The organism is Rhodococcus sp. JCM 9793 (genome assembly GCF_055380405.1).
On sequence record NZ_AP043721.1, the window covers coordinates 1,130,647 to 1,153,173 of the forward strand.

Below are 22,527 nucleotides of genomic sequence, written 5' to 3' on the forward strand. Positions count from 1 at the left end.
ACACCTTCCCCCACTCGAGGAGCTCTCATGGGAAACCCTCCCGCCTCGATCGGTACCTCCGTCGAACTCGGCCCCGACTCTCCGGCCGATGAACCAGGATCCGATCGCATCGACTCTGCTCGGCCCCGCCGCCGCCCCATGTATCCCTGGGTGGTCTTTGCGCTGACCTTCGCGTTGCTGCTGTCCGACTACATGTCGCGTCAGGTGCTCAGCGCCGTCTTCCCGTTCCTGAAGGCCGATTGGGATCTCTCGGATTCACAGCTCGCGTCTCTGACCAGCATCGTCGCACTGATGGTGGGTTTGCTGACCTTCCCGCTATCCTTGCTCGCGGACCGCTGGGGCCGGGTTCGCAGCCTCGTCCTGATGGCGGTGATCTGGAGCATCGCGACGCTGTTCTGCGCGGTGGCAGCCAACTACGAGCAGATGCTGGCGGCACGTTTCCTCGTCGGCGTCGGCGAGGCCGCATATGGCAGCGTCGGAATCGCATTGGTGCTCAGTGTCTTTGCTCCACGGGTGCATTCGGCACTCAGCGGAGCGTTCATGGCCGGCGGTTCGTTCGGTTCGGTCGTCGGGGTCTCTCTCGGCGGCGTCATCGCAGTGCACCTGAGTTGGCGATGGTCGTTCGCAGCGATGGCGGTGCTCGGGCTCATCCTCGTCGCGTTGTTCCGCATCGTGGTCACCGAACGCCGGTTGGCCGCACACGCAGTCGAGCAGGACGTTCCGTCGCCCTCCCGTCCGGACGCGCCCCCGATGCGGGTCTCCGTCTCGACCCTGTTCACCAACCCTGCAGTGTGGTGCGCGTATCTCGGTGGCGGCCTGCAGATGTTCACCGCTGCCGTGCTGCTGTCGTGGACGCCCAGCTTCTTCAACCGCGAGTACGGCATGGCGCCGGACCAGGCAGGCGTGATCGCTTCGGTCTTCGTGCTGCTGATCGGTACCGGCATGGTGGTGTGCGGGATCATCACCGACCGGGTCAGCCGCAACAACCCGTCGGCGAAGTGGTCCAGTGCCATCGCATACTGCGCTATTTCGCTGACTTCTCTCGGGGTCGCATTCCAGTTGGAACCCGGCCCGGCGCAATTGACACTCATCGCGATCGGCGCTTTCTTCTCTGCCGGTTCATCCGGCCCGACCGCAGCGATGGTGGCCAGCCTGACACACCAGTCGGTGCGCGCATCCGCCCTGGGGTCGCTGACCGTCGCCAACAACATCCTGGGGCTGGCGACCGGACCGTTCATCGTCGGCATCCTCGCCGACCGTCTCGGCCTCGTCGGCGCACTGCAGTTGACCCCGCTGGTGTACGTGCTCGCAATCGTGGCGCTGTTCTTCGGTAGACGGTTGTATGCGGCAGGACTCGACAAGCTCGCGATTCAGAGTGCGGCCGCAGCGGCAAAGGCCTGACTCTGCGCTCCGCAGAACGACAGGACCGGGTGCGGATCGCTTCCGCACCCGGTCCCGGCCTGTTCAGGCCCCTCCATCGAAGGTTGTTCCGATACACCATGTGTACGGTCGCAGTGTGAACGAGATCGATCAGGTTGCGCAGTTCCGTCAACGGCACGGCATCGATGAGCTCATCGATGTCCACACGCATTTCATGCCGAAGAACGTGATGGACAAGGTCTGGGAGTACTTCGACACGGCAGGACCGCTCGTCGGACGGACCTGGCCCATCACCTACCGACACACCGAGGAGGAGCGCGTCGAGCGACTGCGCGCGTTCGGTGTCCGGTACTTCACGTCGATGCTCTACCCGCATCGGCCGGAGATGGCGGCGTGGCTCAATTCGTGGTCGGCCGATTTCGCGTCCCGTACCCCGGACTGCCTGCACACCGCGACGTTCTATCCCGAACCGGGCGCGGCGTCCTATGTCGCCGAGGCGATCTCGTCCGGTGCGGTCGTGTTCAAATCCCACATCCAGGTCGGCGACTACACGCCACTCGATCCGCAGTTGAAGGACGTGTGGGGACTGCTCGAGGACGAAGGGCTACCGATCGTCGTGCACTGCGGGTCGGGGCCCGCTCCCGGAACGCACACCGGACCCGAGCCGATGGCCGAACTGATGCGCCGGTACCCGAACCTGGCGGTGATCATTGCCCACATGGGGATGCCGGAGTACGAGGCCTTCCTCGACCTCGCGGACGAATACCCGCGCGTGTACCTCGACACCACGATGGCGTTCACCGACTTCGTCGAAGCGGATATGCCTTTCCCCGAGGCGGCATTGCCCAGGCTCGACGCCCTCCGATCCAAGATCCTTCTCGGCACCGACTTCCCCAACATCCCGTACGGCTACCTCCACCAACTCGACGCGATCGAGCGGTTCGCGCCGGATTCCGCGTGGCTACGCGAAGTGTGTCACGACAACGCCGCTGCGTTGTTCGGGCTGGGGTAGAGCACCCGGGTGTTTGCCGCAGAAAAAGGCAGGTACACACCGTCCGGAGGTGTGTACCTGCCTTTTTCGGTTGTGGCTATCGTCAGACGGTGAGGTCGCGACGGATGACCTTCCCGGTCGCGTTGCGCGGCAGGAGATCCTGCGTGATCCTCCAGGTCTTCGGGATCTTGTAGTAGGCGAGACGTTCCTGGAGGAAGTCCCGCAGATCGTCTTCGGTGGCGTCGCTTCCGGCCACCAACACCACGACCGCGCCGACCTCCTGCCCGAGGTCCTCGTGATCGACACCGATGACCGCGCACTCCTGGACTTCGGGATGCTCGTCGAGAGCCTGCTCGATCTCGGTCGGGTACACGTTCTCGCCGCCGCGAAGAATCAGATCCGAGCGACGGCCGGTCAACCGGAGTCGGCCGTTCTCGAGGGTCCCGAAGTCGCCGGTACGCAGCCAGCCGTCGGAGGTGATCGCAGCATCGGTGGCAGCGTCGTTGTTCCAGTAGCCGAGCATCACGAACGGGCTGCGGACGCAGATCTCGCCCTCGACACCGTCATCGACCTTCTCGCCGAACGGGTCGCGGATCTCCATGCTCACCGTGATGATCGGGCTGCCGAGCGTGCCGGGGAAGGCCTCGATCTCGGGTGCGGTCGCTACAGCGATCGCGGTGCTGCACTCGGTCAGACCGTAACTGTCGACGAGCGCCTGCTGGGCGAACGGGAATTTCTCCTGCAGCCGCTTCTTGAATGCCGGCGACGACGGTGCGGACGCCAGTGCGAACGCGCTCAGCGACGTCAGGTCGTATTTCTCGGTGTCCTCGTGCTCGAGCATGCGGGCGGCCATGGTCGGGACCGCGCCCCAGTTGGTGACTTTCTCGCGCTCGACCAAGGTGAACACCTTGTCGACATTGAACGCACCCTCGGTCAGGACCATGGCGCTGCCGGTGGCCAGTCGGGGTACGACGAGGTTGTGCAGGCTGGCAATGTGGAACAGCGGCGACGTCAAGAGATAGCGAAGGTCGCTGGGGGTTGCGTCGTCGTACGGGCGTCCGTACATGGAAGACATCATGGCGTCGTTGAATCGGTGGTAGTCGACGACGGCGAGCAGGTTCCGCTGCGAGTGCACCGCACCCTTGGGACGTCCGCTGGTGCCGCTGGTGAACAGGATGACGGCGGGATCGTCCTCGTCCACGTCGGAGACCGGGAGATCGGCACCGGGCGCCGCGGACACGATCCGCGGAACGTCCTCTTCCATCGTGAGCTGCTCGAACCCGGACACCTCCGCTTTGGTGAGCAGTGCTGCACGCTTGGCGTCCGTGACGATCACCTTCGGCTCGACCATCTCGACGCCGTAGGCGATTTCTGCGGGCACCCACCACGAGTTGAGCCCGACCGTGATCGCACCGAGGCACTGGGTCGCCCAGAATGTGATGATCCATTCCGGGGAGTTGGCGGCAAGAATCGCGACCCGGTCGCCCTTGCCCACGCCGTATTCGTCGCGCAGGGTCGTTGCGAGAGCTGCCACCGCGTCGGCGTGCTGAGCGAAGGAGATCCGTCGGTCGGCGGTGACGATGTAGTCGCGGTCGCCCCACGCCTTCGAAGCGACGACGATGTCGGCGACACGCCGGTCGCGTTTGGTCATCACCGGCATGGCGTTTCCACGTACGTTCTCCACAGCGACCTCGAAACGGCCGCCCGGACCTGTGAGCTGGGAAACGACCTTCTGCAGCATCTGTTGGACATCTGCGGGTGCTGTCACTTCGATCGCCTTTCTTCGGTGTCGCGGAGAAGAAGTACTTCACTCGATGCCGCGGAACGATCTCACGCTCTCCCTCCAGTATGGGGTGAGAGATACCACTGACTGGGAACGGCGTGTGGTCCCCATCACGGCCAAGTCTCACTCACCGGGAGTCCGGGATGTCCGTTGCGTGACGCTGGCTACTTTCGCGGCACCGACATGCCGCCGCGAGGTCCCGATCCTCGCCATTCTCGGCGCGCGCTCGAGACGTAAGGAGCTCCACATCGTGAAACGAAGTACTGCCACCAAACTGGTGGCCGGTTTGGCTGCCACCATGGCGGTGACCTCGGCCTGTGCGTCGGATCGAGGTGCGGATCCCGCCGCTGCCGGGATGGCACCGGTTGCCGCCGCGGAAGCGGCCGCCGCACCGACCGGTGTGAAGTTCGGAACCCTCGACTCTCCGTGCGGCGCAGGTGATGCCACCGGCGCGACCGATCAGGGTGTCAGCGACTCGGAAATCCGCATCGGTTTCGGCGACGACAGCGGCTACGTCAAGAGCCCGGGACTGAACAAGGAAATGGGCGACGCCGTTTCCGCGATGATCGACTGGTGCAACGAGCAGGGCGGTATCAACGGCCGGCAGATCGTGGGCACCTACTACGACGGCGCGATGACACAGGCGAACGCCGTCATGCAGAACGCCTGCGGTACCGAGTTCATGCTGGTCGGGCACGGTTTCGCGATGGACCAGACGTCCGAGCAGACCCGTGTGGCCTGCAACCTTGCGGCCGTCCCTGCGTTCACCGTCTCCCCGGACGCGGCGAACGGCCCGATGACCTTTCAGGGCGTTCCGTTCCCCGTCGACTATGCCAACGGGTCTCAGTGGTTCCAGATCGCCGAGATGCACCCCGACAAGATGAACGGCTTCGACGTCATCAACTCCACGATGCCGACGATCATCACGTCGACCACGAAGACCCGGTCGACCGCGGAGGCCGCGGGCTTCCATCTGAAGAATTGTGGAGTGACCCTCAACTACGAGGGTGAGTCCAGCTACGTCCCGTTCGCCGAGAAGTTCAAGGAATGCGGCGCCACGGGGCTGTGGACGTCGAGGTCGCCGGTGCCGGCCGAATTCAACCTGATCAAGGCCCTCGACCAGGTCGGTATCGACCCCATCTTCATGGGTGAGGCCACCTGGTACGGCGACGCGGCACGCGAGTGGAACAGTGCGAACGGCGGTCTGCTCGACAACCTGCACGCCGGCATGACCTTCCAGATGATCGAGAACGCCGACACCGTTCCCGCGGTGAAGGACTACGTCGACATGGTCACGGCGAAGGGCGGCAAGACCGCACTGCTCGGAATGCAGGCGACCTCGTCGTTCCTGCTGTGGGCGACCGCCGCACAGGAGTGCGGTTCGGACCTGACCCGGCAGTGCATGATCGACGAACTGTCGAAGATCCACGAGTGGGACGGCGGCGGATTGCACGCCGCGACCGATCCGGGCGCCAATATGCCCGCGAAGTGCGGCCTGGTCGCCACGCTCGATGGTGCGGAGTTCTCGCAGGCGTTCCCCGCGGAAGCCGGCACCTTCAAATGCGACGACCGCTACCTGTTCGCGACCGACCCGAGCACCTGGGGAACCGATCTCGGACCCGACCGTATCGCCACGAAGTACCTGAATCCCAACATCATCAGGCCGGCGTCCTGATCCGATGACGACCGGTGCCGGCGGCGTATGCGCCGCCGGCACCGACGAGCAGAGGTTTTCGCATGGACACCTTCTTGACCTTCACCGTTCTGGGGTTGGTGCTCGGATCGGTATACGCGATCGCAGCATCGGGCCTCGTTCTCACCTACAACACCTCGGGCATCTTCAACTTCGCGCACGGCGCGCAGGCGATGCTCGGTGCCTTCGCCTACTGGCAGTTCAAGGTGGGCTGGGGTCTGCCCACCCCCGTGGCACTGCTGATCGTCCTCGGCATTCTCGGCCCACTGATGGGCCTGTTCCTCTACACCGTGATCATGCGCGGAATGCGCGACACGGCCGAGGTGACGAAAATCGTCGTCACCGTCTCGATCCTTCTCGGAATGGTCGCTGTCTCACACTGGTTCTGGCATCCGGAAGAGCCGCGCACAATGGCGATGTTCTTCGGAGACCGCAACGGAATCGAGATCGTGGGTGTCAGCATCCGCTACCACGAACTGATCTGCATCGCTGTCGCGATTCTCATCGCCGTGGGCCTGCGCATCATGTTCACCCGCACCCGCGCGGGTGTCGCGATGCGCGGCGTCGTCGACGACCCGGACCTGTTGCGGCTCAACGGCCACGATCCGGATCGTCTCGCCGCGCTGTCGTGGGTGATGGGATCGACCCTCGCTGTCCTGGCCGGCGTCCTGATCACCCCGATCAACGGCGGCACACTCGAAGCGAACATGCTGACGCTGCTCGTCATCGACGCGTTCGCCGCCGCGATGTTCGGCCGGTTGCGTAGCATCCCGCGCACCTTCGCGGGAGCGATCTTCCTGGGTCTGGCGGCCACCTATGTGCTCGCGTACTTCCCGACCTCATGGAACTGGACGTCGAACTTCCGTGTGTCGCTGCCGATGATCGCGCTGTTCGTCGTGCTGATCGTGCTGCCGCAGGATCGCCTGCGCGGCGCGGTGACCCGCACACGGGAGCGTTACCACGTGCCGTCGGTGCGCAAGGCCGTGGCGTGGGCGGTGGCGCTGGTGGTGATCGTCTACGCGGTCCGGTTGCTCATGGTGACCTCGGCGGTCACCACGTTGACGATCGGTATGACGTTCGCGATCATCGCACTGTCGTTGACCCTTCTCACCGGGTACGCCGGAGAGATGAATCTGGCGCCCGTGTCGTTCGGCGCGATCTCCACCATCGTCGCGTTCCACTTCGGGATATCCGGGGCCGGACTCGCCGCCCACTTGAATCTGTGGGGTGTGGCGCTCGGTGTCGCTGCGGCAGCCGTGATCGGCGGCCTCATCGCACTGCCGGCACTGCGGCTCCGCGGCCTGTATCTGGCGTTGGCAACCATGGCGTTCGGGGTGTTCCTGTCGAACATGGTGCTGCGCGACACCACCCAGCGTGAACTCTTCGGTATCAAGTTCTCCCTCTTCACCGACGGCAACATTGCGATTCCGCCGCTGAAGATCGGACCACTCGATCTGCGCAACGAGACAACGTTCCTCATGACCATGACGGTCGTCTTCGCCGTGCTCGGTGTGGGTGTCATCGCTCTGCGCAACAGCGGCTACGGCCGGCGTCTGGCTGCGATGAAGGACAGCCCTGCGGCGTCCGCGATGCTCGGGCAGAGCCTTGTCCGGCTCAAACTCGGTGTGTTCACACTGTCGTCCGGCATCGCCGGACTCGGCGGACTCTTCATGGCGAGCGCGATGGGATCGGTGTCGAACGAGAGTTTCTCGATCATGGTGAGCCTGTCGCTGTTGATGCTCACCGTGGTGGCGGGCATCGGTTACGTCTCGGGCGCATTGTTCGGCGGTCTGATGTCGGGTATCGGGTTCGCGGTCATCATGACCACGTTCGCGAATCTCGCGACGGCGCAACCAGGGCATGCCGACATGTGGACCTTCCTGGGCAATGTCGCTGCGGTGAGCCCGGCGCTGATCGGTATAGGTGTGGCACTCAACCCCAGTGGCAGTGTTCACCAGGTGGTCGAGGGCTACCGCACCCTGGTGAACGCGAAGCCGGTACTGGTCGGCGGAGCGGCAGTGGTGCTGGTCTCGTATGTCCTCGCCCTCGTTGGCGTGCTGGACAACTGGTGGTTCGCTTCGATCACCATCGCGACGGTGTTCATGCTCCCCGTCGTCGGGCAATGGTTGATGCCCGAGGCGGTCCTCGGAGCGGAAGAGGCGCAGCGTCGTGCGCCGCTGATCCTCGAACGTGTGGGTGTCGACGAGCCGTACAGCACGCAGGTGCGCGACGAGATCGACCGTGAACTCGGCATCGCCGACTATCTGTCGACACCTCCCGCGCGGGCCGAAAAGGAGTTGGTCACGAATGCCTGATGCGCCGATCCTCGAAACACGTGACATCACTGTTCAATTCGGTGGTCACAAGGCTGTCAAGGATGTGAGCATCGCGGTCATGAAAGGAACCGTCACCGGGCTGATCGGCCCGAACGGTGCCGGCAAGACCACATTGTTCAACACCATCACCGGACTGCAGAAACCGACGGCCGGCAAGGTGTTCCTCGACGGCCGCGACGTCACCTCCGCCGCACCCTACAAGCGGGCCAGGCAAGGTCTCGCCCGCACATTTCAGCGGCTCGAGCTGTTCGTGTCGTTGTCTGTGCGGGACAACCTGCGTGTGGCAGGGGACATCCACAACGCCAACACCCGCGCACGAATCGATGTGGAATCCGAGACGGATCGGCTTCTCGAACTCACCGGTCTGGCCGACATTGCAGACAAGGACGTTTCGGATATTCCCACCGGGCGAGCTCGTGTGGTGGAGGTGGCGCGGGCACTGATGACGTCCCCGCGGGTCCTGCTGCTCGACGAGCCGGCGTCGGGTCAAACGGAGCAGGAGACCGAGCAGTTCGCTGCCCTGCTCACCGATCTCGCCGATCAAGGACTTGCGATCTGTCTTGTGGAACACGACATTCCGCTGGTGATGAAGATCTGCTCGACGATCCACGTCCTCGACTACGGTGCGATCCTCGCCAGTGGACTCCCGGACGAGATCAAGAATGATCAGGCAGTGATCAATGCGTACATCGGGACCGAGGAGGAAGCGGTATGAGCACCGAGCCCTTGCTCGAAAGTGGCACCGAGCCCTTGCTCGAACTCGTAGATGTACGAGCGGCGTACGGATCGATCGAGGTCCTGCACGGCGTCGACCTGGTGCTGGAGCCCGGCGCGGTCGTTGCGCTGCTCGGCCCCAACGGCGGCGGCAAGACCACGTCTCTGAAGGTGTGCTCCGGAATCCATCCGGTGGCATCGGGGGAGTTCCGACTGGCCGGTCGCGTCGTGAACGGAGTGTCGGCGGCGGAGCTGGCGCGCATGGGAGTCTGCTCGATTCCCGAGGGGCGAGGGGTGTTTCCCAACCTGACGGTGCGGGAGAACCTGTGGATCGCCACCGGCACCGGCGTCTCGCTGGCGGATCTCGAAGAGGTCGCCTATTCCCGATTCCCGATTCTCGGTGAGCGACGAACCCAGCTGGCTGGGTCGATGTCGGGCGGTGAGCAGCAGATGCTTGCCCTGTCGCGTGCGTTGGGAACCAACCCGACCGTGCTACTGCTCGACGAACTGTCGATGGGCCTGGCCCCTCGGATCGTCTCGCAGATCTATGACATCGTGGGTGAACTTGCAGCGGAGGGTATTTCGATACTCGTTGCGGAACAGTTCGCTCGTGCAGTGCTTCCCATCGCGACCAGTGCCGCACTGATGCTGCAGGGTCGAGTGGTTCGCACCGGTGATCCGGCGGAGATCGAAGAAGCACTGTCTACCAGTTATCTAGGAGGATGACCATGACTCTCGTCGACGAACGGCGTGAACAGTTCAAGAAGGACGTTGCCGGGCTGGGGCTCGATTCCGCCCGTGCCGGATCCGGTGGAGCGAAGGGACAGATCATCGGCCTGGTGCTGATGATCGTCGGTGCTGTCGCTGCCTTCGTGATCTACATTGCGTCGCTGACGTTGTCGGACACGCGTGACCTGCTGTCGTACCAGCTGTTGAGTCTGGCATTCGTGGCGGTCACCTTGATCGGCGTGGCCGTGTATCTCGCTGCTGCGGTCACTCGGGTGCTCGGCCTGTGGCTGGTGCGGCAGTTGCTCGAAAGCAACGCTCAGGCGGAGAAGGTGGCCGAGGCGCTCGCGTCGACAAAATCCTGACGCGGTGACCGCGGTGTCGATCAGCCCGGGTCCTCGATGTGATGCTTCTGTCCTTCTGCAGAATCGTCAGCATCGTCGAGGTTCCCGGGCTTCTCGGCTTCGTCGGGCGCATCGGGATCGTCGGCGGTGTCGATGCCGGACGCAGTGGGTTCGGGTTCGGGTGCGCTGGACGAATCACCGATCAGTGCGTCGACCCAACGGGTGGACTGGTCGATATCGACGAGTAGAGCCTTCACGAGCAGTGTCATGGGAACGGCCAGTAGTGCGCCGAGTGCCCCTAACACCCACGACCAGAACACCAACGACAGAAACGTCACCGTGACGCTCAAGCCGACGGCGTCACCGACGAACTTCGGTTGAATGATCGACTGGATCACGAAATTGATGACGCTGTAGACGACGATCACCCACAGCATGAGGACCGGTCCACCTTCGAGCAGGGCGAGAATCGCGGGCGGAACGAGTCCGATGATGAAGCCGATGTTCGGAATGTAGTTGGTGATGAACGACAGCAGAGCCCAGAGAATCGGTAGCGGAACACCCAGCAGCCACAACGCGGCACCGTCGAACACTGCGACGATGAGACCGAAGACCGTGGATACGATCAGGTACTTCCGTGTTCCGTCGACGAAAGTGGAAAGAGCATAGGCGATGTCGGGGCGCATCCTGTCGACGATGCGCATGCGGCGGCCGATGGTACTGCCATCGATGGCCATGAACAACAGCAGAGCCATGATGAAGACGACGTTCGAGACGACTCCGAGGAGTCCGACGAGCAGGTCGTCGAGCAATCCGACGAGTTTCCCGAGATCGAGACTGCTCAGCGTGCTGGCGACACGGTCGTCGTCGACGCCGGCATTGTTCAACTGCGCGTGAACTCCGTCGAGCAGGTTGTTCAGACTGTCGGCGTACTGCGGGAGTTCCGTGGCAAGTTGCGCAACGGACAGGAGGAGCGCGCCGATCAAACCGAGCAGGATGGCGTACACGGCTGCCAGGGCGGCCAGCATCCCTGCCCACACGGGAATCCCCCGCCGCGCGGCCCATGTCTGGATCGGCTGCACCGCGATGGTGAGCATCAACGCCAGGAACAGCGGAGCGAGCAGACCTGACAGTGCCCTTGCCCCGGCAACCGCGACGACCGTGGCTGCCAGGGCAAGGAGGACTATCAGTCCACGAGGAATCGTCCAGGGCGGTGACGCCGGTTCGGTGCTGACCGGCGTGTATCGCGATCCCATCCCGATTCCTCCTGGTCGATGCTGTGCTATTCGGCGAACACGCTGCGCAAGGTGGCTTCCTGCTCATGCGACAGGTTCGTCGAGATCAGTTCGGCCTTCTGGCCCTCGAACTCTTCATGAACACGGTCGAGGGTCGCGTCGGAGGTCAGGACGAACAGTGCCGACGTGCCAGGAGTGATCTTGTCCTTCAGGTTCTTGATGAAGTCGTCGTCGATTCCGACGTCCGTCAGCGATCCCGTCAGTGCACCGATACCCGCACCGATGGCAGCACCGATGAGGGGGATGAAGAACAGGATGCCGAAGAGTAATCCCCAGAATGCACCGCCCAGGGCCCCGACCCCAGCGAGATTGTTCAGCTGTCGTGTCTTCGGTTTCTTCGCGCCTTCGGCCCAACTGACCACAGCGGCATCATGCACGGTGATGAGTTCCTGACGCTGCAGGTCTTTCAATGTCTCGACGGCAGTGTCGGCGCCGGTTTCGGTATCGAACTTCCATACGGTCAGGGTTCCGGCCATGGGTTTCCTCGATTCGGTGACGTGGTGATGCTGTCGAACTCGACGCTATGGCGCCGCCCGCTATCGGGTCTTCATACGGCGAGGGTGAGATCCCGCGGTACCGGTCAGTCCGTGTCGGTAGCCGGGTCTGCGTCGGCGATGGCGGCCCGGACGGTCCGATACACCTCGATCGGTGTGACCTCCGAATCGGAATGGCGCAGCACGTCACCGAATTGACCGATATCGCGGGCGATCCGCAGGGCGATCCCACCGTCCGCGAGCGTGTCGCGTAGTTCGAAGAGCATCTGTGCGGCACTGACATCGATGAACGGGGACGTCTCCGCATCCAGGACGACGACCCGGGTCTCCGCGGTGCAGCGCGCCTCGATCTGCTGGTGCACGTAGTCGGAGTTCGCGAAGTACAGACCGGACTCGACCCGGACCACGAGAACGTCGGACCTGTCGGCGACATGGTCGTCCGGCGGGCTCGTCGTGACATCCACCCACCGGTCGCCCTCACGGACCAGCGACGCGACGTGCGGTCGGGACGACCGATACAGCAGAAGCAACATCGACACCCCGATACCGATGACGAGGCCGGGGAGGGTATCGAAGAGCAGCACGCCCAGCATCGCTGCGATTGCCGCCGTGAAATCCTCGCGCGCGGCGAGGCCGTAGATGCTGCCGAGTCGGTTGGTCCACACGCGATACAAGCGGCGCAACGCGGCGAAATCGACCAGTTCGACGACCGCGGCGATCACGATCGCGGCAAGGGCTGCGTCGGGCAACTGCTCGAACAAGCCGGTGAGGAACAGCAATGTCAGAACGGTCAGGGCAGCGACCACGAGACCGCTGACCTGCGTCTTGGCGCCCGCACCACCGTTGACCGCGGTCTTGGACAGACTCCCGTTGACGACCATGCCCGAGCTGAAGCCCGATCCGAGGTTCGCGGCGCCGAGGCCCAGCAGTTCGCGGTTGGGATCGACGGTGTAGCCGTGCTTGACCGCGTACGTCTTCGCAGCACCGAGGCCTTCGGCGAAACCGATCAGCAGAACTCCGACGGCGGGCCCGAGTAGGTCTACGTAGTCGTGGAATCCGAGACCATCGGGTATCCCCAGTGCCGGCAGACCGGAATCGATGTGCCCGACGATGGCCACACCCTTGTCGTCGAGACCGAAGATCGCCACGGCAAGGATGCCGACAGCCACCGCGACTAGCGCCCCGGGGACGAGTGGCAGCCATCGTTTGAAACCCAGGACCACCACGAGGCAGAGGATTCCCACCGTCAGTGTGCGCCACTCGGTGTCGCCGAGGCCTCGGATGATGCCCCAGGCATGGACGAAGAAGTTCCCTTCGGTCTTCTCGATTCCGAACAGTTTCGGCACTTGGCCGATGATGATCGTCAACGCGAGGCCGACGATGAAACCTTTGAGAACCGGTTCCGAGATGAACGACGCTATGAATCCGAGGCGGGCGAATCCGGCGATCAGTCCGACTATTCCTGTGGCGATCGCGAGCCCCGCCGACAGCGCCAGGTACTTGCCGTCGTCGGCACCGGCGATCGGCGCGATTATCGCCGCGGACAGCGCGGCTGTGGCCGACATCGGGCCGACCACGAGGTGTCTCGAACTTCCCGCTGCCGCATACAGAATCAGAGAGGGTATCGCCGCATAGAGGCCGATCACCGGGGGGACTCCCGCGATCGTCGCGTAGGCCAGTGCCTCGGGGACGAGTACCGCCCACACTGTCAGGCCTGCGACCACATCGGCGCGGATCCACGATCTGCGGTAGCCCTGCAGCGATCGGAACAGGGGCCAGGGGGTCGTGGTCTGCTGATTCACTACAGCCCGCCGAGGCCTTTGCCGAGGACGACCGCGCCCATGATCAGCAGCACGATCGCCATCACCATATGGTTGTTCGCCTGCAGCCATGTCTTGGTCGCGTCGAGCGGGCCCGCCAACCGCTCCGCCGCCACTGCATAACCGATGACGGGAATCAGCACCGAGCAGGCGGCGAGCACAGTGAAGACCAGCCACACCACTACCGCGTTACCGGAGGACAATCCGGCGGTACCGATGGCGACACCCGCCGACACGCCAAGGAGCAGGTTCTTGGGATTCACCGCAGACAGCAGGAGTCCGAGGCCGGCGGCCTTGACGAACGTGAACTCGTCGATCGCCTGCATCCACTTCGGTGTCGTGGTGTCGGACCGCGATTGCCACTGCTTGAAGGCGAGGATTATCAGGAGAAGGCCGAGGACCACCTTGACCCAGCCGGTGGACGATCCGCCACCGTCGCCCGGGGTGATCGAGCCGGCGAGGAGGATCACGATACCGGTGACCGCGAGGATCCCGACGGTCCAACCGACCCCGAACCCCGAACTGGTTGCTTTCGCATTGCGCGACAACAACATCAGGATGACGGCCACGATGGGTATCGGCGAAATCGCGACACCCACGGCCAGTGGAAGGATCTCTCCGATTGTGGCGCCCATGGCGGCAAGTCAATCAGACATCCGACGCTGCCCGGATCACCTCTGTCGGATGAATCTCAACCGAGAAGTTGCTTCTTGGCGGCCGCGAACTCATCGTCGGACAGCACACCGGTGGTGTGGAGTTCACCGAGTTGCTTCAGTTTCGTGACCAGATCGTCGGATGACACAGGCGGCGGGGTCGGTGCAGGGGCCGGGTAGTCCTGGGGCGGGGGAGGAGCCTGCTGCTGGGTGTAGGCCTGCTTCTCGGCTGCGCGCTGCTGGCCACGCCGGTTGACTGCGTTGGAGGTGGCGGTGGCTGTTCCCGCCACGACGGCGGTGCGCGCGACGGTGCCGAGCAGACCCGGACGACCGCCGCGTCCTCTGCGGAAGACCATGGGGATACCTCTTTCTGGGATGCAGCGAGTGCCGCTATTGTTCTGAAGACGCGGACAGGGCCGCTTCGACTGCATCGCGCGGAACCTGAACGTGCAGTTCGACCTCGCCACCGGCTCTGCGAACTTCACCGGCGAGCTTGCGGGCCCACGTCTCCTCGTACACGATCACGACGGCCGAGGTACCGGGCTCCATCGACGAGCGGACGACATCGAGATCTTCGTCGCTGACGAGTCCGAGGGGATCGACGGTGATCCCGTCGAGCCCGGTTTCGGCGAGTGGTTCGTCGATCTCGATCTGGGTGAGGGTGCCGTCGGCATCCTTTGCCAGATAGATGAGGTCGAGGATCGTGGCGTAGCCGCCGTCGATCACTTCCGCGAATGCTGCTGTCACCGCCGTGTCGATCTGCGTGCCGGGGAACGACAGGACGACCATTTCCACAGGTCCGAGAGAAACTGGCTGCGTCATGGGCTCGATCCTGTCGCGGATGTCTGTGCTCGCGCATCACCCGATTCGGATGAGGTTGGGTACTTCCTCCTGTTGTCGGGACACCGTGGCTCGAGTGGAGGAATGGCTCTGCGACCACTGTGGCTATTCAGCCAGGTGAAGCACTGTCGCGAAACTGTGGTTCCTTCGGCGGAGTACTGGATCGAGCCTGCACGTGTCGGCGGAGTGGCTTCAGGTTGCGTGGGATCCGGGGATGCATGGGCGGATAGATCAGACTGAGCGTCGAACCGAGCGTGAAATAGCTGCGCAGCACACGGAAGGCCAAATACATCGGGATGTACTTCACCGACCCCGGCCGCCAGATGAGACAGACGACGACGGTCATGATCATCGACATACCGAGCAGGGTTGCGACGACGGGTTGCCATCGCATCGAGGTGAACGTGGAGTGGAAGGCCACTCCGGCCACCACGGAGTAGAGAAGCAACGGGGCCAGCATGGCGCGGCGGGCGGCATTGACGAGGTTGAAGGGGAGAACGAAGGTACCGACCATGGTCTGCCGATCGAACAGCATGGCTCGGTTGCGGGCGGTGAGGTGATAGATGCTGCGGAACCAGCGTGTGCGCTGTTCGAGAAGGTGAGCGTAGGAGGCGGGGGTCTCGCTGTAGTACACGGCGTTCGGGTCGGCGACGCTACGGTATCCGGCTGCCGTGAGGCGCATACAGATGTCGGTGTCTTCGCCGTTCATGCCTTGAACCATGCCGCCGACCTCGAGAAGCCGGCTACGCCGGTAGACGGCGAACATTCCCGGGATTCCCATCACCCCGTCGTATCCGTCGAGCGAGACCTGGAAGAAGCCGTGACGCATATAGACTTCGATGAGACGGCACTTGTCCATCCAGGTCTTTTCTTCCGCGGGCATGGGGATCCCGCCGACACAACCGACGTCGGGTTCAGCGAAGTGACGCATCGCATGTTCCAGGCAACCGGGCCCGATCACGGTATCGGCATCGATGCGGACGATGAATTCCTCACGGATGCGGTCGATACCCATGTTCAAGGCGATTGCCTTGCCCGGGGTCGGACAGTCCAGCACCTCGCCGGTGATGTGGCTGCAGTCCCGCAGGGCCTCCTCGGCGACTTCGCGGGTGGTGTCGCTCGAAGCGTTGTCGACCACGTACAAGTGGATTCGCCCGGGGTAGGTCGCTGCTCCCTCGTCGACCGAGGAGATGGTGGCGCCGATACTGTGTGCTTCGTTGTGTGCCGGCACCAGAATGGCCGCCGGTGGGGAGAAATGGAGTTCGCGGGATTTCCTGAGCGTGCGGAATCCCAGTACTGCCGTAGTGGAGGCGAGGATCTGCTGCATCAGGAACACTCCGGCGCCGATGCCACCCAGGATCGCCCAGTTCTTCAGAACGTCGACCACTCCGGACAGGACGTGGATCGCCAGCACTGCGCCCGCGATCGCGATGATCAGACAACACGCGAGTTTGAGGAACGAGGACAGCGGAATCCGAGCAGGTGATTCAGGTACCGGTCCTTGAGGGGGCAACTGTGCCTGCCGGAGCAGCGTGTGCGGGAAGATGGCCAGCGCCGCGAGCCCGGAGAGCATCTGTCCGGCGAACATCGAGATCGAGATGATGTCGGCGGCGTGCAGGAGACCGCTGAGGGTGTCGACAACCACGCAGAACACGGCGAACTTCCCGAGCAGACTCACCCCGATGAACAGTCGACGCCACCTGTTCGAATATGCGAACAGAGCGTAGGTGAGGAAGAACAGCGCGATGAACATGCGCAGCGGGAACTCGACGTTGCCTCGCCCTTCTGCGAACAACACCAGATCGCGGGGAACATAGGCGAGTCCGGAGTGGATCAGGAAGGTACGCACGCACATCACGAGAATTGATATCCCCACGAAGACGATCAGGAATCCGTTGGTCCCGCTGGCAGGTCTGTTGACCGCATAGTCGGCCGGTGCGCTGTCGACCGATCGAAAATGATCCGCAATGGCCGTGTGGTCACTGTCCCCGGTCGGCGGTCGGTCCTCCGACACATGGGTCATCGTGGGAGATCCTCCCGCGGTGGCATTTCGGTCCCCACCGTGCCGTCGCCGTTGATCGTGAAGCTGCCTTGCGGAGTGATCACCTGCGCTGTCTCGCGCCCGAAGTCGGGCAGTTCTGTCTGTCCGATAGTGCCTCGAGACTGGATCATCACGCCCCCTGGCCCTCCGGCGCTGGTCACCGTTTCGACGAGGAGCCCATTGTCGAACGCCGGAATATCGAGTGCGGCATTGTCCGGGCCGGCGACGATCCGACTGTCGGTCAGGCCGACGAGCGGACTGACGTCGGGCGCCCTGCCGACGAGAATGAACGGTTGACCGGCTTCCGGCTCTTCGTTCCACCGGAAGTCGGGATTCTCGTCGGCGGGCGTGAACTCGGTGAGCGTGGGGATGATCGCGTTGAGCTGTTCGACGACATTCTCGCCGGACTCGCCGGGAAGGTAGACGGCGAATCCGGGTGCCAGGGTCCGGGATACTCCGGTGAAGCCGATTCCGGGGTCGGTGCCCAGGTCGAGGGTGGAGTCGGTCTGTAATTGGATGGGGTAACTGGTCACTCGCACGTCGCAGCCGCCGAGATCGCGGTCGCGTTCGATCGAGAGCGTCAGCGTGTTCTCGAGCAGTTCGCGCTCCGGCGGCAGCGGAACAGTCGCCCTTCCCGCGGTGTCATTGAGGTTTCGACTGGCGACCAGAGTTCCGTTGAGGTCGACATTGAGAATCCATCTCAGATCGTCGGGCGAAGCAGGGAGCTGAAAGTTGGCGGAAACCGACTGCGGCAAACGGCCTTCCGGTAGGTCCGCGAGGGAGTAACCGACCCTCCAGCGACGGGTTTCGGTGATCTGCTCGACAGACGTATCGGCACCCAGAGCTTCGAGGGGCACCCGATCGCCCCCGAGAGGTGGAGTCGATATCGCTGTACGATCTGCAACCGAGCCATCGGCGGTTGTGACAGCGGGACTTGTGAGATAACGCGAGATCTGCCCGCCGTCCGGCGTTGTGACACCCAATACTGGAGAGTCGGAGAGCCGGCCGACGACAATTCCTTCGGCCGCGTCATCCGGCCCTGCCCACCCCTCCTCACTCAGTGCGCCGTCCGGACCGACCAGGATGGTGCTGCGTCCATCCGATTCGGGCACGTCCGACGCGAAGGTGACCTCGTGGCCTGCCCGGGTGAGCGCGATACCCATTTGCGCGGCAGCAGTGAGCCATTCGACGCCCTGATCGATCAGGGCGATGGTCACGTTGCGGTCCCATGACACTACCGCGTCACGCACCGTGTGAATCGGTTGGTCGAGCGCAGCCTCGACCAACGAGTCGGGATCGAGGTGAATCTGCAGACCGGCGGAATGATCCGGAGTGCAGGTCTCGTCATGCCGGGTGCCATCGGCGCGGATCTGAACACGAACCTGGCCGTCGGCCGCGATCTGTTCGGGTACATCGATGTAGGTCTCGATCTCGGTGTCGCCAGGGGCGAGTTTGTTGTTGAACACCTGCTGTCCGTCCATCGACACCGACAGGAACACGGTGCTGTTATCAGGAATTTGGGAGGTACCAGCGAGGTGGAGACGTGTCTGGCTGCGCCCCGAGTCGGCGGGCAGCGTCACGAGATAACTGGTCGAGGGCGAATTGTCGGTCAGCCACACGCCGTCGGCATGACCGGATCCGGCGAGGGTCTTGACGAAGTGGCGATCTGCAGGCACCTGCAAACTGTGGTCGTCCGCGTCTCTGGTGAACCACGCCGGCCTGACCAGGAAGAATGCCAGTAGGATCACCAAAGCCACTCCTAGCACCCACCACGCCGCCTTCGGAACCGTACGCCCCTTCTCGCCAGTGAAGTACTCCGATTTCTCCGAGTCGTCCTTATCGGCCGGATCGGGAGTCGGCCGGTCCGCGGCCGGTGTGCCCTCGTGGTGCTCATCGTCGCTCAACAATCCCGCCCCTCGCCGGCGGACCTACGGCGCTCGTTCCAGAAGGCTCGGCGGGTATGCGGCTTTGGTGGGCGACGCCGTCTGTATACCGTCGCGCGATCTCGAATCTCGCCATCAACAGATCCGAATCCAGTGCTATTGTGCCTACTCTAATCCCCACGAACTCTTGTTGCGGCCCGAAAGTTCATTCTCGTCCGCGTCATGACGAGGATGTGCGACCACGTCGCTCTCGCACCCGTCGTTTCCTGTTCCAAGCGGGCGAGATCGACGATGTGATGGTTTCGGCGCACGGTCTCTCTCGGAGGCGGTAGTCCTGTGTCGTCAGCGATGCGCTGGCTCCCCGGCGGCGGCCTGTCGATTCCGGTTCCAGAAGGACGTGCACGGGATGCGATCTCTCTCGATGCGATCCGAGTACTTCTGCGCGATATCGACGGACTCCGTCAACAGGCCCGTCGCCAGTTTGATCGGTCTCAGCCCGAGGCTCACGAGCTGGTCGTTTCGTACCTGGAGCTGGTTTGCGTCGGCTTCCTTGCGTGGATTGGACACGGACCCGACTTCAGAGCCGAGGAGGTCGGCGACGAGGTGTGCCAGATCGGACACCCGGTGGGTTTCGGTCACCTGGTTCATCACGCGTACCCGCCCCGACACCTCCGCACCCGATTCCACCGCCAGCCGGATACATCGCACGGTGTCGCGGATGTTGATGAAGGCCCGGGTCTGGCCACCGGTTCCGTGGACGGTCAACGGATAGCCGATCGCGGCCTCGACCAGGAAACGGTTGAGGACCGTTCCGTAGTCTCCGTCGTAATCGAATCTGTTGATGAGCCGTGGGTCGAGTTCGGTCTCGTCGGTCTGCGTGCCCCATACGATTCCCTGGTGGAGATCGGTGATACGCACACCGTCGTTGTTCGCGTAGAACTGGAACAGCAACTGATCCAACGATTTACTCAGGTGGTACACGCTGCCGGGCTGTGTGGGGTAGAGGATCTCCCGGCTGTGTTTTCGGCCCGTGCGGTCGGGGTAGGACACGGTCAGATATCCCTCGGGCAGGTCGACCGGAACCGATTCGTAGCCGTAGACCCCCATGGTTCCGAGATGCACGACATGGGTATCCAGACCCACCTCGACCACAGCTGCGAGGAGATTATGGGTGGTGGCCACGTTGTTCTGAATTGTGTACCGCTTGTGGGCCGAGGACTTCATCGAGTACGGAGCCGCACGCTGTTCGGCGAAGTGCACCACGGTGTCCGGTCGTTTCATCGCGAGGAGCTCCGTGAACGACGAATAGTCTTCGGCAAGATCGAGTTCCACGAAATCGATTCTCTTCCCGGTCGCGTTCTCCCATGCTTCGAGACGCTCGGACAGTGGCCGTATCGGTGTCAGTGACCGGACCCCGAGTTCATCGTCGATGCGTCGACGCACGAAGCTGTCGACGATTGTGACCGCGTGCCCGTGTGCGGAGAGATGCAAAGCGGTCGGCCAGCCGCAGAATCCGTCGCCGCCGAGGATGAGTAGTTCCATGGGTTGCCTCTGCCGAGTCGTTTCGAGCAGTGAGTACGTGGCGCGACCCCTGACTGAGTGCACGATTCGTCAGGGGCCACTCCGGTATTTCTACGGTGTCACGATCGCGAAGTCCGGGTCGGGGGAATCGAGATATCCGACAAGTTCGGACAATGCGGCGACATCGCCGTCTGCTTCGACCGATCCTTCCTTGATCATGGCATTCAGATCCGCGCCCCCGATCAGGGCTTCGTGCAGTTCACGATTCGTGAGTGTGAAGGTGGCGTCCGCCGCCGGGAGATCGGCGTCGCCAAGATCGAAGTGGACGAGCAGCCCGTTTCGCAATTGGGCTCGATGGGTGATCGATTGATCGCTCACTCGCCAGTCGATGGTGATCTGCGCATCCCACGCCCGGGGGCCGTCGACCCTCAACGCGAGGGCGTCGAAGACCTGATCGACGGTGAGCGCGCCGGCGATGTCGGGGGACGCCGTCGACAACGGCGTGCCGATGCCTCCGTTGCGGAGTTCGTACGCGCCCATCAGGAAGAAGTTCCTCCAGGTTCCGTTCTCGGAACCGTAGCCGAGCTGCTCGAGGGTGTCGGCCTGCAGTGCCTTCGCCTCGGCGTTGTCGGGGTCGGCGAAGATGACGTAGTTCAGTACTTGCGCCACCCAGCGGAAATCACCCTCATCGTACGAACGGCGTGCTTTGGCGATGACTTCCTTTGCACCGCCCATGAACTCGACATGTCTCTTCGCGGACGCGACCGGCGGATGCTCCCACAGATTCGCCGGATTTCCGTTGAACCAACCCATGTAGCGCTGATAGATGGCCTTGACGTTGTGACTGACGGAGCCGTAATAGCCGTGCGTGTGCCAGGCTGTCTCGATCGCCGGAGGCAGATCGATGTCCTCGGCGATCTCGATGCCCACGGACCCCTTGTTCATGGCCCGGAGCGTCTGATCGTGGAGGTAGCCGTAGAGGTCGCGCTGAACCGACAGGAAGGCCGTGATGCGCTCGGTGTCCCACGTCGGCCAATGGTGCGACGCGAACAGCACATCGGTGCGCGATGCGTAGCGGTTGATCGACTCGGTCAGGTACTTCGACCACACGTGCGGGTCGCGGACCAGCGCGCCGCGCAGAGTCAGGAGGTTGTGCAGCGTATGGGTCGCATTCTCGGCCATGCACAATGCACGCTTGTCGGGGAAGTAGAAGTTCATCTCTGCGGGAGCCTCGGTGCCCGGCGTGAGTTGGAATTCGACGCGCACCCCATCGATCACTTCGGATTGTCCGGTGTGATCGATGTGGACGGTCGGGGGAATGAGCGTCGGCGTGCCGGTGGAGTTCGTGGGTCCGAGGCCTGCGCCGATGGACCCCTGAGCGCCACGCGGGAGCGCTGCCCCGTACATGTACGCGGACCTCCGCGCCATTGCGGTACCCGCGTACACGTTTTCGGCGACCGCATGTTCGACGAACCCGACGGGGGCCACCACGGGGCAGCGTCCCGCCTCGACATCTTCTTCGGTGGTGACACCTTTGACACCACCGAAATGATCGATGTGGCAGTGCGAGTAGATCACGCCGGTGACAGGACGCTCTCCTCGGTTCGCGCGGTACAGGCCCAGCCCTGCGGCGGCGGTTTCGGTGGAGATGAGCGGATCGATGATGATGACGCCGGTGTCACCTTCGACGATGGTCATGTTCGACAGATCGAGTCCGCGAACCTGGTAGATACCCTCGGTGACCTCGTAGAGCCCCTGCATCGCGCAGAGCCTCGACTGGCGCCACAGACTCGGGTTGACCGTGGGCGGGCACTCTCCTTCGAGGAACGCGAAGGCATCGCTGTCCCACACGGTGTTCCCCGACGCATCCTTGACCACCCCGGGCTCGAGGGAGGCGATGAACCCGCGCTCGGCGTCGGAGAAGTCCTGAGTATCCGAGAACGGAAGGGTTCGTTGTGCTTCCGAATTCTTGTTCGACACAGTGGTTGTGGCGTCCTGATATTGCGTCATGTA

18 protein-coding genes are annotated in these 22,527 nt (G+C 63.4%); 7 read left to right on the top strand and 11 right to left on the bottom strand.

Going from position 1 to position 22,527, the window contains the following annotated elements; genetic code table 11:
- Positions 1 to 27: 27 nt before the first annotated feature.
- Together ACZ46K_RS07475 and ACZ46K_RS07480 are read left to right on the top strand one after the other, a co-directional pair.
- Positions 28 to 1,401 carry an MFS transporter gene (locus ACZ46K_RS07475; RefSeq protein WP_054804846.1) on the top strand — a complete coding sequence of 458 codons (1,374 nt, stop codon included), beginning with the start codon at positions 28 to 30 and terminating at the stop codon, positions 1,399 to 1,401.
- A gap of 115 nt (positions 1,402 to 1,516) precedes the next feature.
- A complete protein-coding gene (locus ACZ46K_RS07480; protein WP_464747444.1) occupies positions 1,517 to 2,392 on the top strand; it encodes an amidohydrolase family protein in 876 nt (291 codons plus the stop codon).
- An 82-nt stretch (positions 2,393 to 2,474) separates the two neighbouring features.
- On the opposite strand, the gene casG is transcribed toward ACZ46K_RS07480, so the two are convergent.
- Complete coding sequence (gene casG / locus ACZ46K_RS07485; RefSeq protein WP_464747446.1) at positions 2,475 to 4,139, bottom strand: steroid-24-oyl-CoA synthetase; 1,665 nt, start codon at positions 4,137 to 4,139, stop codon at positions 2,475 to 2,477.
- A gap of 265 nt (positions 4,140 to 4,404) precedes the next feature.
- Between casG and ACZ46K_RS07490 the strand changes: the two genes are divergently transcribed.
- From ACZ46K_RS07490 to ACZ46K_RS07510, 5 genes are all read left to right on the top strand, one after another.
- Entirely contained in the window at positions 4,405 to 5,829 is a 1,425-nt protein-coding gene (locus ACZ46K_RS07490) for an ABC transporter substrate-binding protein (RefSeq protein ID WP_054804862.1), read from the top strand.
- Between the two features lie 62 nt (positions 5,830 to 5,891).
- Positions 5,892 to 8,162: an ABC transporter permease gene (locus ACZ46K_RS07495; protein ID WP_054804847.1), complete on the top strand. Its 2,271-nt coding sequence runs from the start codon at positions 5,892 to 5,894 to the stop codon at positions 8,160 to 8,162.
- A complete protein-coding gene (locus ACZ46K_RS07500; protein ID WP_054804848.1) occupies positions 8,155 to 8,898 on the top strand; it encodes an ABC transporter ATP-binding protein in 744 nt (247 codons plus the stop codon). The genes ACZ46K_RS07495 and ACZ46K_RS07500 overlap by 8 nt, the downstream gene beginning before the upstream one ends.
- Positions 8,895 to 9,623: an ABC transporter ATP-binding protein gene (locus tag ACZ46K_RS07505; protein WP_054804849.1), complete on the top strand. Its 729-nt coding sequence runs from the start codon at positions 8,895 to 8,897 to the stop codon at positions 9,621 to 9,623. The genes ACZ46K_RS07500 and ACZ46K_RS07505 overlap by 4 nt, the downstream gene beginning before the upstream one ends.
- The gene (locus tag ACZ46K_RS07510; protein ID WP_464747448.1) at positions 9,620 to 9,988 is read left to right on the top strand and encodes a hypothetical protein; all 369 of its coding nucleotides are present in this window, start codon (positions 9,620 to 9,622) and stop codon (positions 9,986 to 9,988) included. Before ACZ46K_RS07505 ends, ACZ46K_RS07510 begins: the two co-directional genes overlap by 4 nt.
- A 20-nt stretch (positions 9,989 to 10,008) precedes the next feature.
- On the opposite strand, the gene ACZ46K_RS07515 is transcribed toward ACZ46K_RS07510, so the two are convergent.
- The 10 genes from ACZ46K_RS07515 to ACZ46K_RS07560 form a co-directional block, all read right to left on the bottom strand.
- Entirely contained in the window at positions 10,009 to 11,223 is a 1,215-nt protein-coding gene (locus ACZ46K_RS07515) for an AI-2E family transporter (RefSeq protein ID WP_464747450.1), read from the bottom strand.
- A gap of 26 nt (positions 11,224 to 11,249) precedes the next feature.
- Positions 11,250 to 11,738 (bottom strand): DUF1269 domain-containing protein, encoded by a 489-nt coding sequence (locus ACZ46K_RS07520; protein ID WP_054809508.1) that lies wholly within the window; start codon positions 11,736 to 11,738, stop codon positions 11,250 to 11,252.
- Between the two features lie 104 nt (positions 11,739 to 11,842).
- Positions 11,843 to 13,558 (bottom strand): SulP family inorganic anion transporter, encoded by a 1,716-nt coding sequence (locus ACZ46K_RS07525; RefSeq protein ID WP_464747452.1) that lies wholly within the window; start codon positions 13,556 to 13,558, stop codon positions 11,843 to 11,845.
- A complete protein-coding gene (locus tag ACZ46K_RS07530; RefSeq protein WP_054804850.1) occupies positions 13,558 to 14,211 on the bottom strand; it encodes a GAP family protein in 654 nt (217 codons plus the stop codon). The genes ACZ46K_RS07525 and ACZ46K_RS07530 overlap by 1 nt, the downstream gene beginning before the upstream one ends.
- Before the next feature lie 56 nt (positions 14,212 to 14,267).
- Positions 14,268 to 14,585, bottom strand: coding sequence for an SHOCT domain-containing protein (locus ACZ46K_RS07535; RefSeq protein WP_054804851.1), 318 nt, complete (start codon positions 14,583 to 14,585; stop codon positions 14,268 to 14,270).
- A 34-nt stretch (positions 14,586 to 14,619) separates the two neighbouring features.
- Positions 14,620 to 15,051, bottom strand: coding sequence for a DUF6325 family protein (locus tag ACZ46K_RS07540; protein WP_464747454.1), 432 nt, complete (start codon positions 15,049 to 15,051; stop codon positions 14,620 to 14,622).
- A 127-nt stretch (positions 15,052 to 15,178) separates the two neighbouring features.
- Complete coding sequence (locus ACZ46K_RS07545) at positions 15,179 to 17,092, bottom strand: glycosyltransferase family 2 protein (RefSeq protein ID WP_464747456.1); 1,914 nt, start codon at positions 17,090 to 17,092, stop codon at positions 15,179 to 15,181.
- On the bottom strand, positions 17,089 to 19,014 hold the full coding sequence (locus ACZ46K_RS07550) for a hypothetical protein (protein ID WP_464747458.1): 1,926 nt from the start codon (positions 19,012 to 19,014) through the stop codon (positions 17,089 to 17,091). The genes ACZ46K_RS07545 and ACZ46K_RS07550 overlap by 4 nt, the downstream gene beginning before the upstream one ends.
- 321 nt (positions 19,015 to 19,335) lie before the next feature.
- Complete coding sequence (locus tag ACZ46K_RS07555) at positions 19,336 to 20,535, bottom strand: NAD-dependent epimerase/dehydratase family protein (protein ID WP_464747460.1); 1,200 nt, start codon at positions 20,533 to 20,535, stop codon at positions 19,336 to 19,338.
- A 90-nt stretch (positions 20,536 to 20,625) separates the two neighbouring features.
- Positions 20,626 to 22,524 carry an alkyl/aryl-sulfatase gene (locus ACZ46K_RS07560; protein WP_464747462.1) on the bottom strand — a complete coding sequence of 633 codons (1,899 nt, stop codon included), beginning with the start codon at positions 22,522 to 22,524 and terminating at the stop codon, positions 20,626 to 20,628.
- Positions 22,525 to 22,527 lie beyond the last annotated feature (3 nt).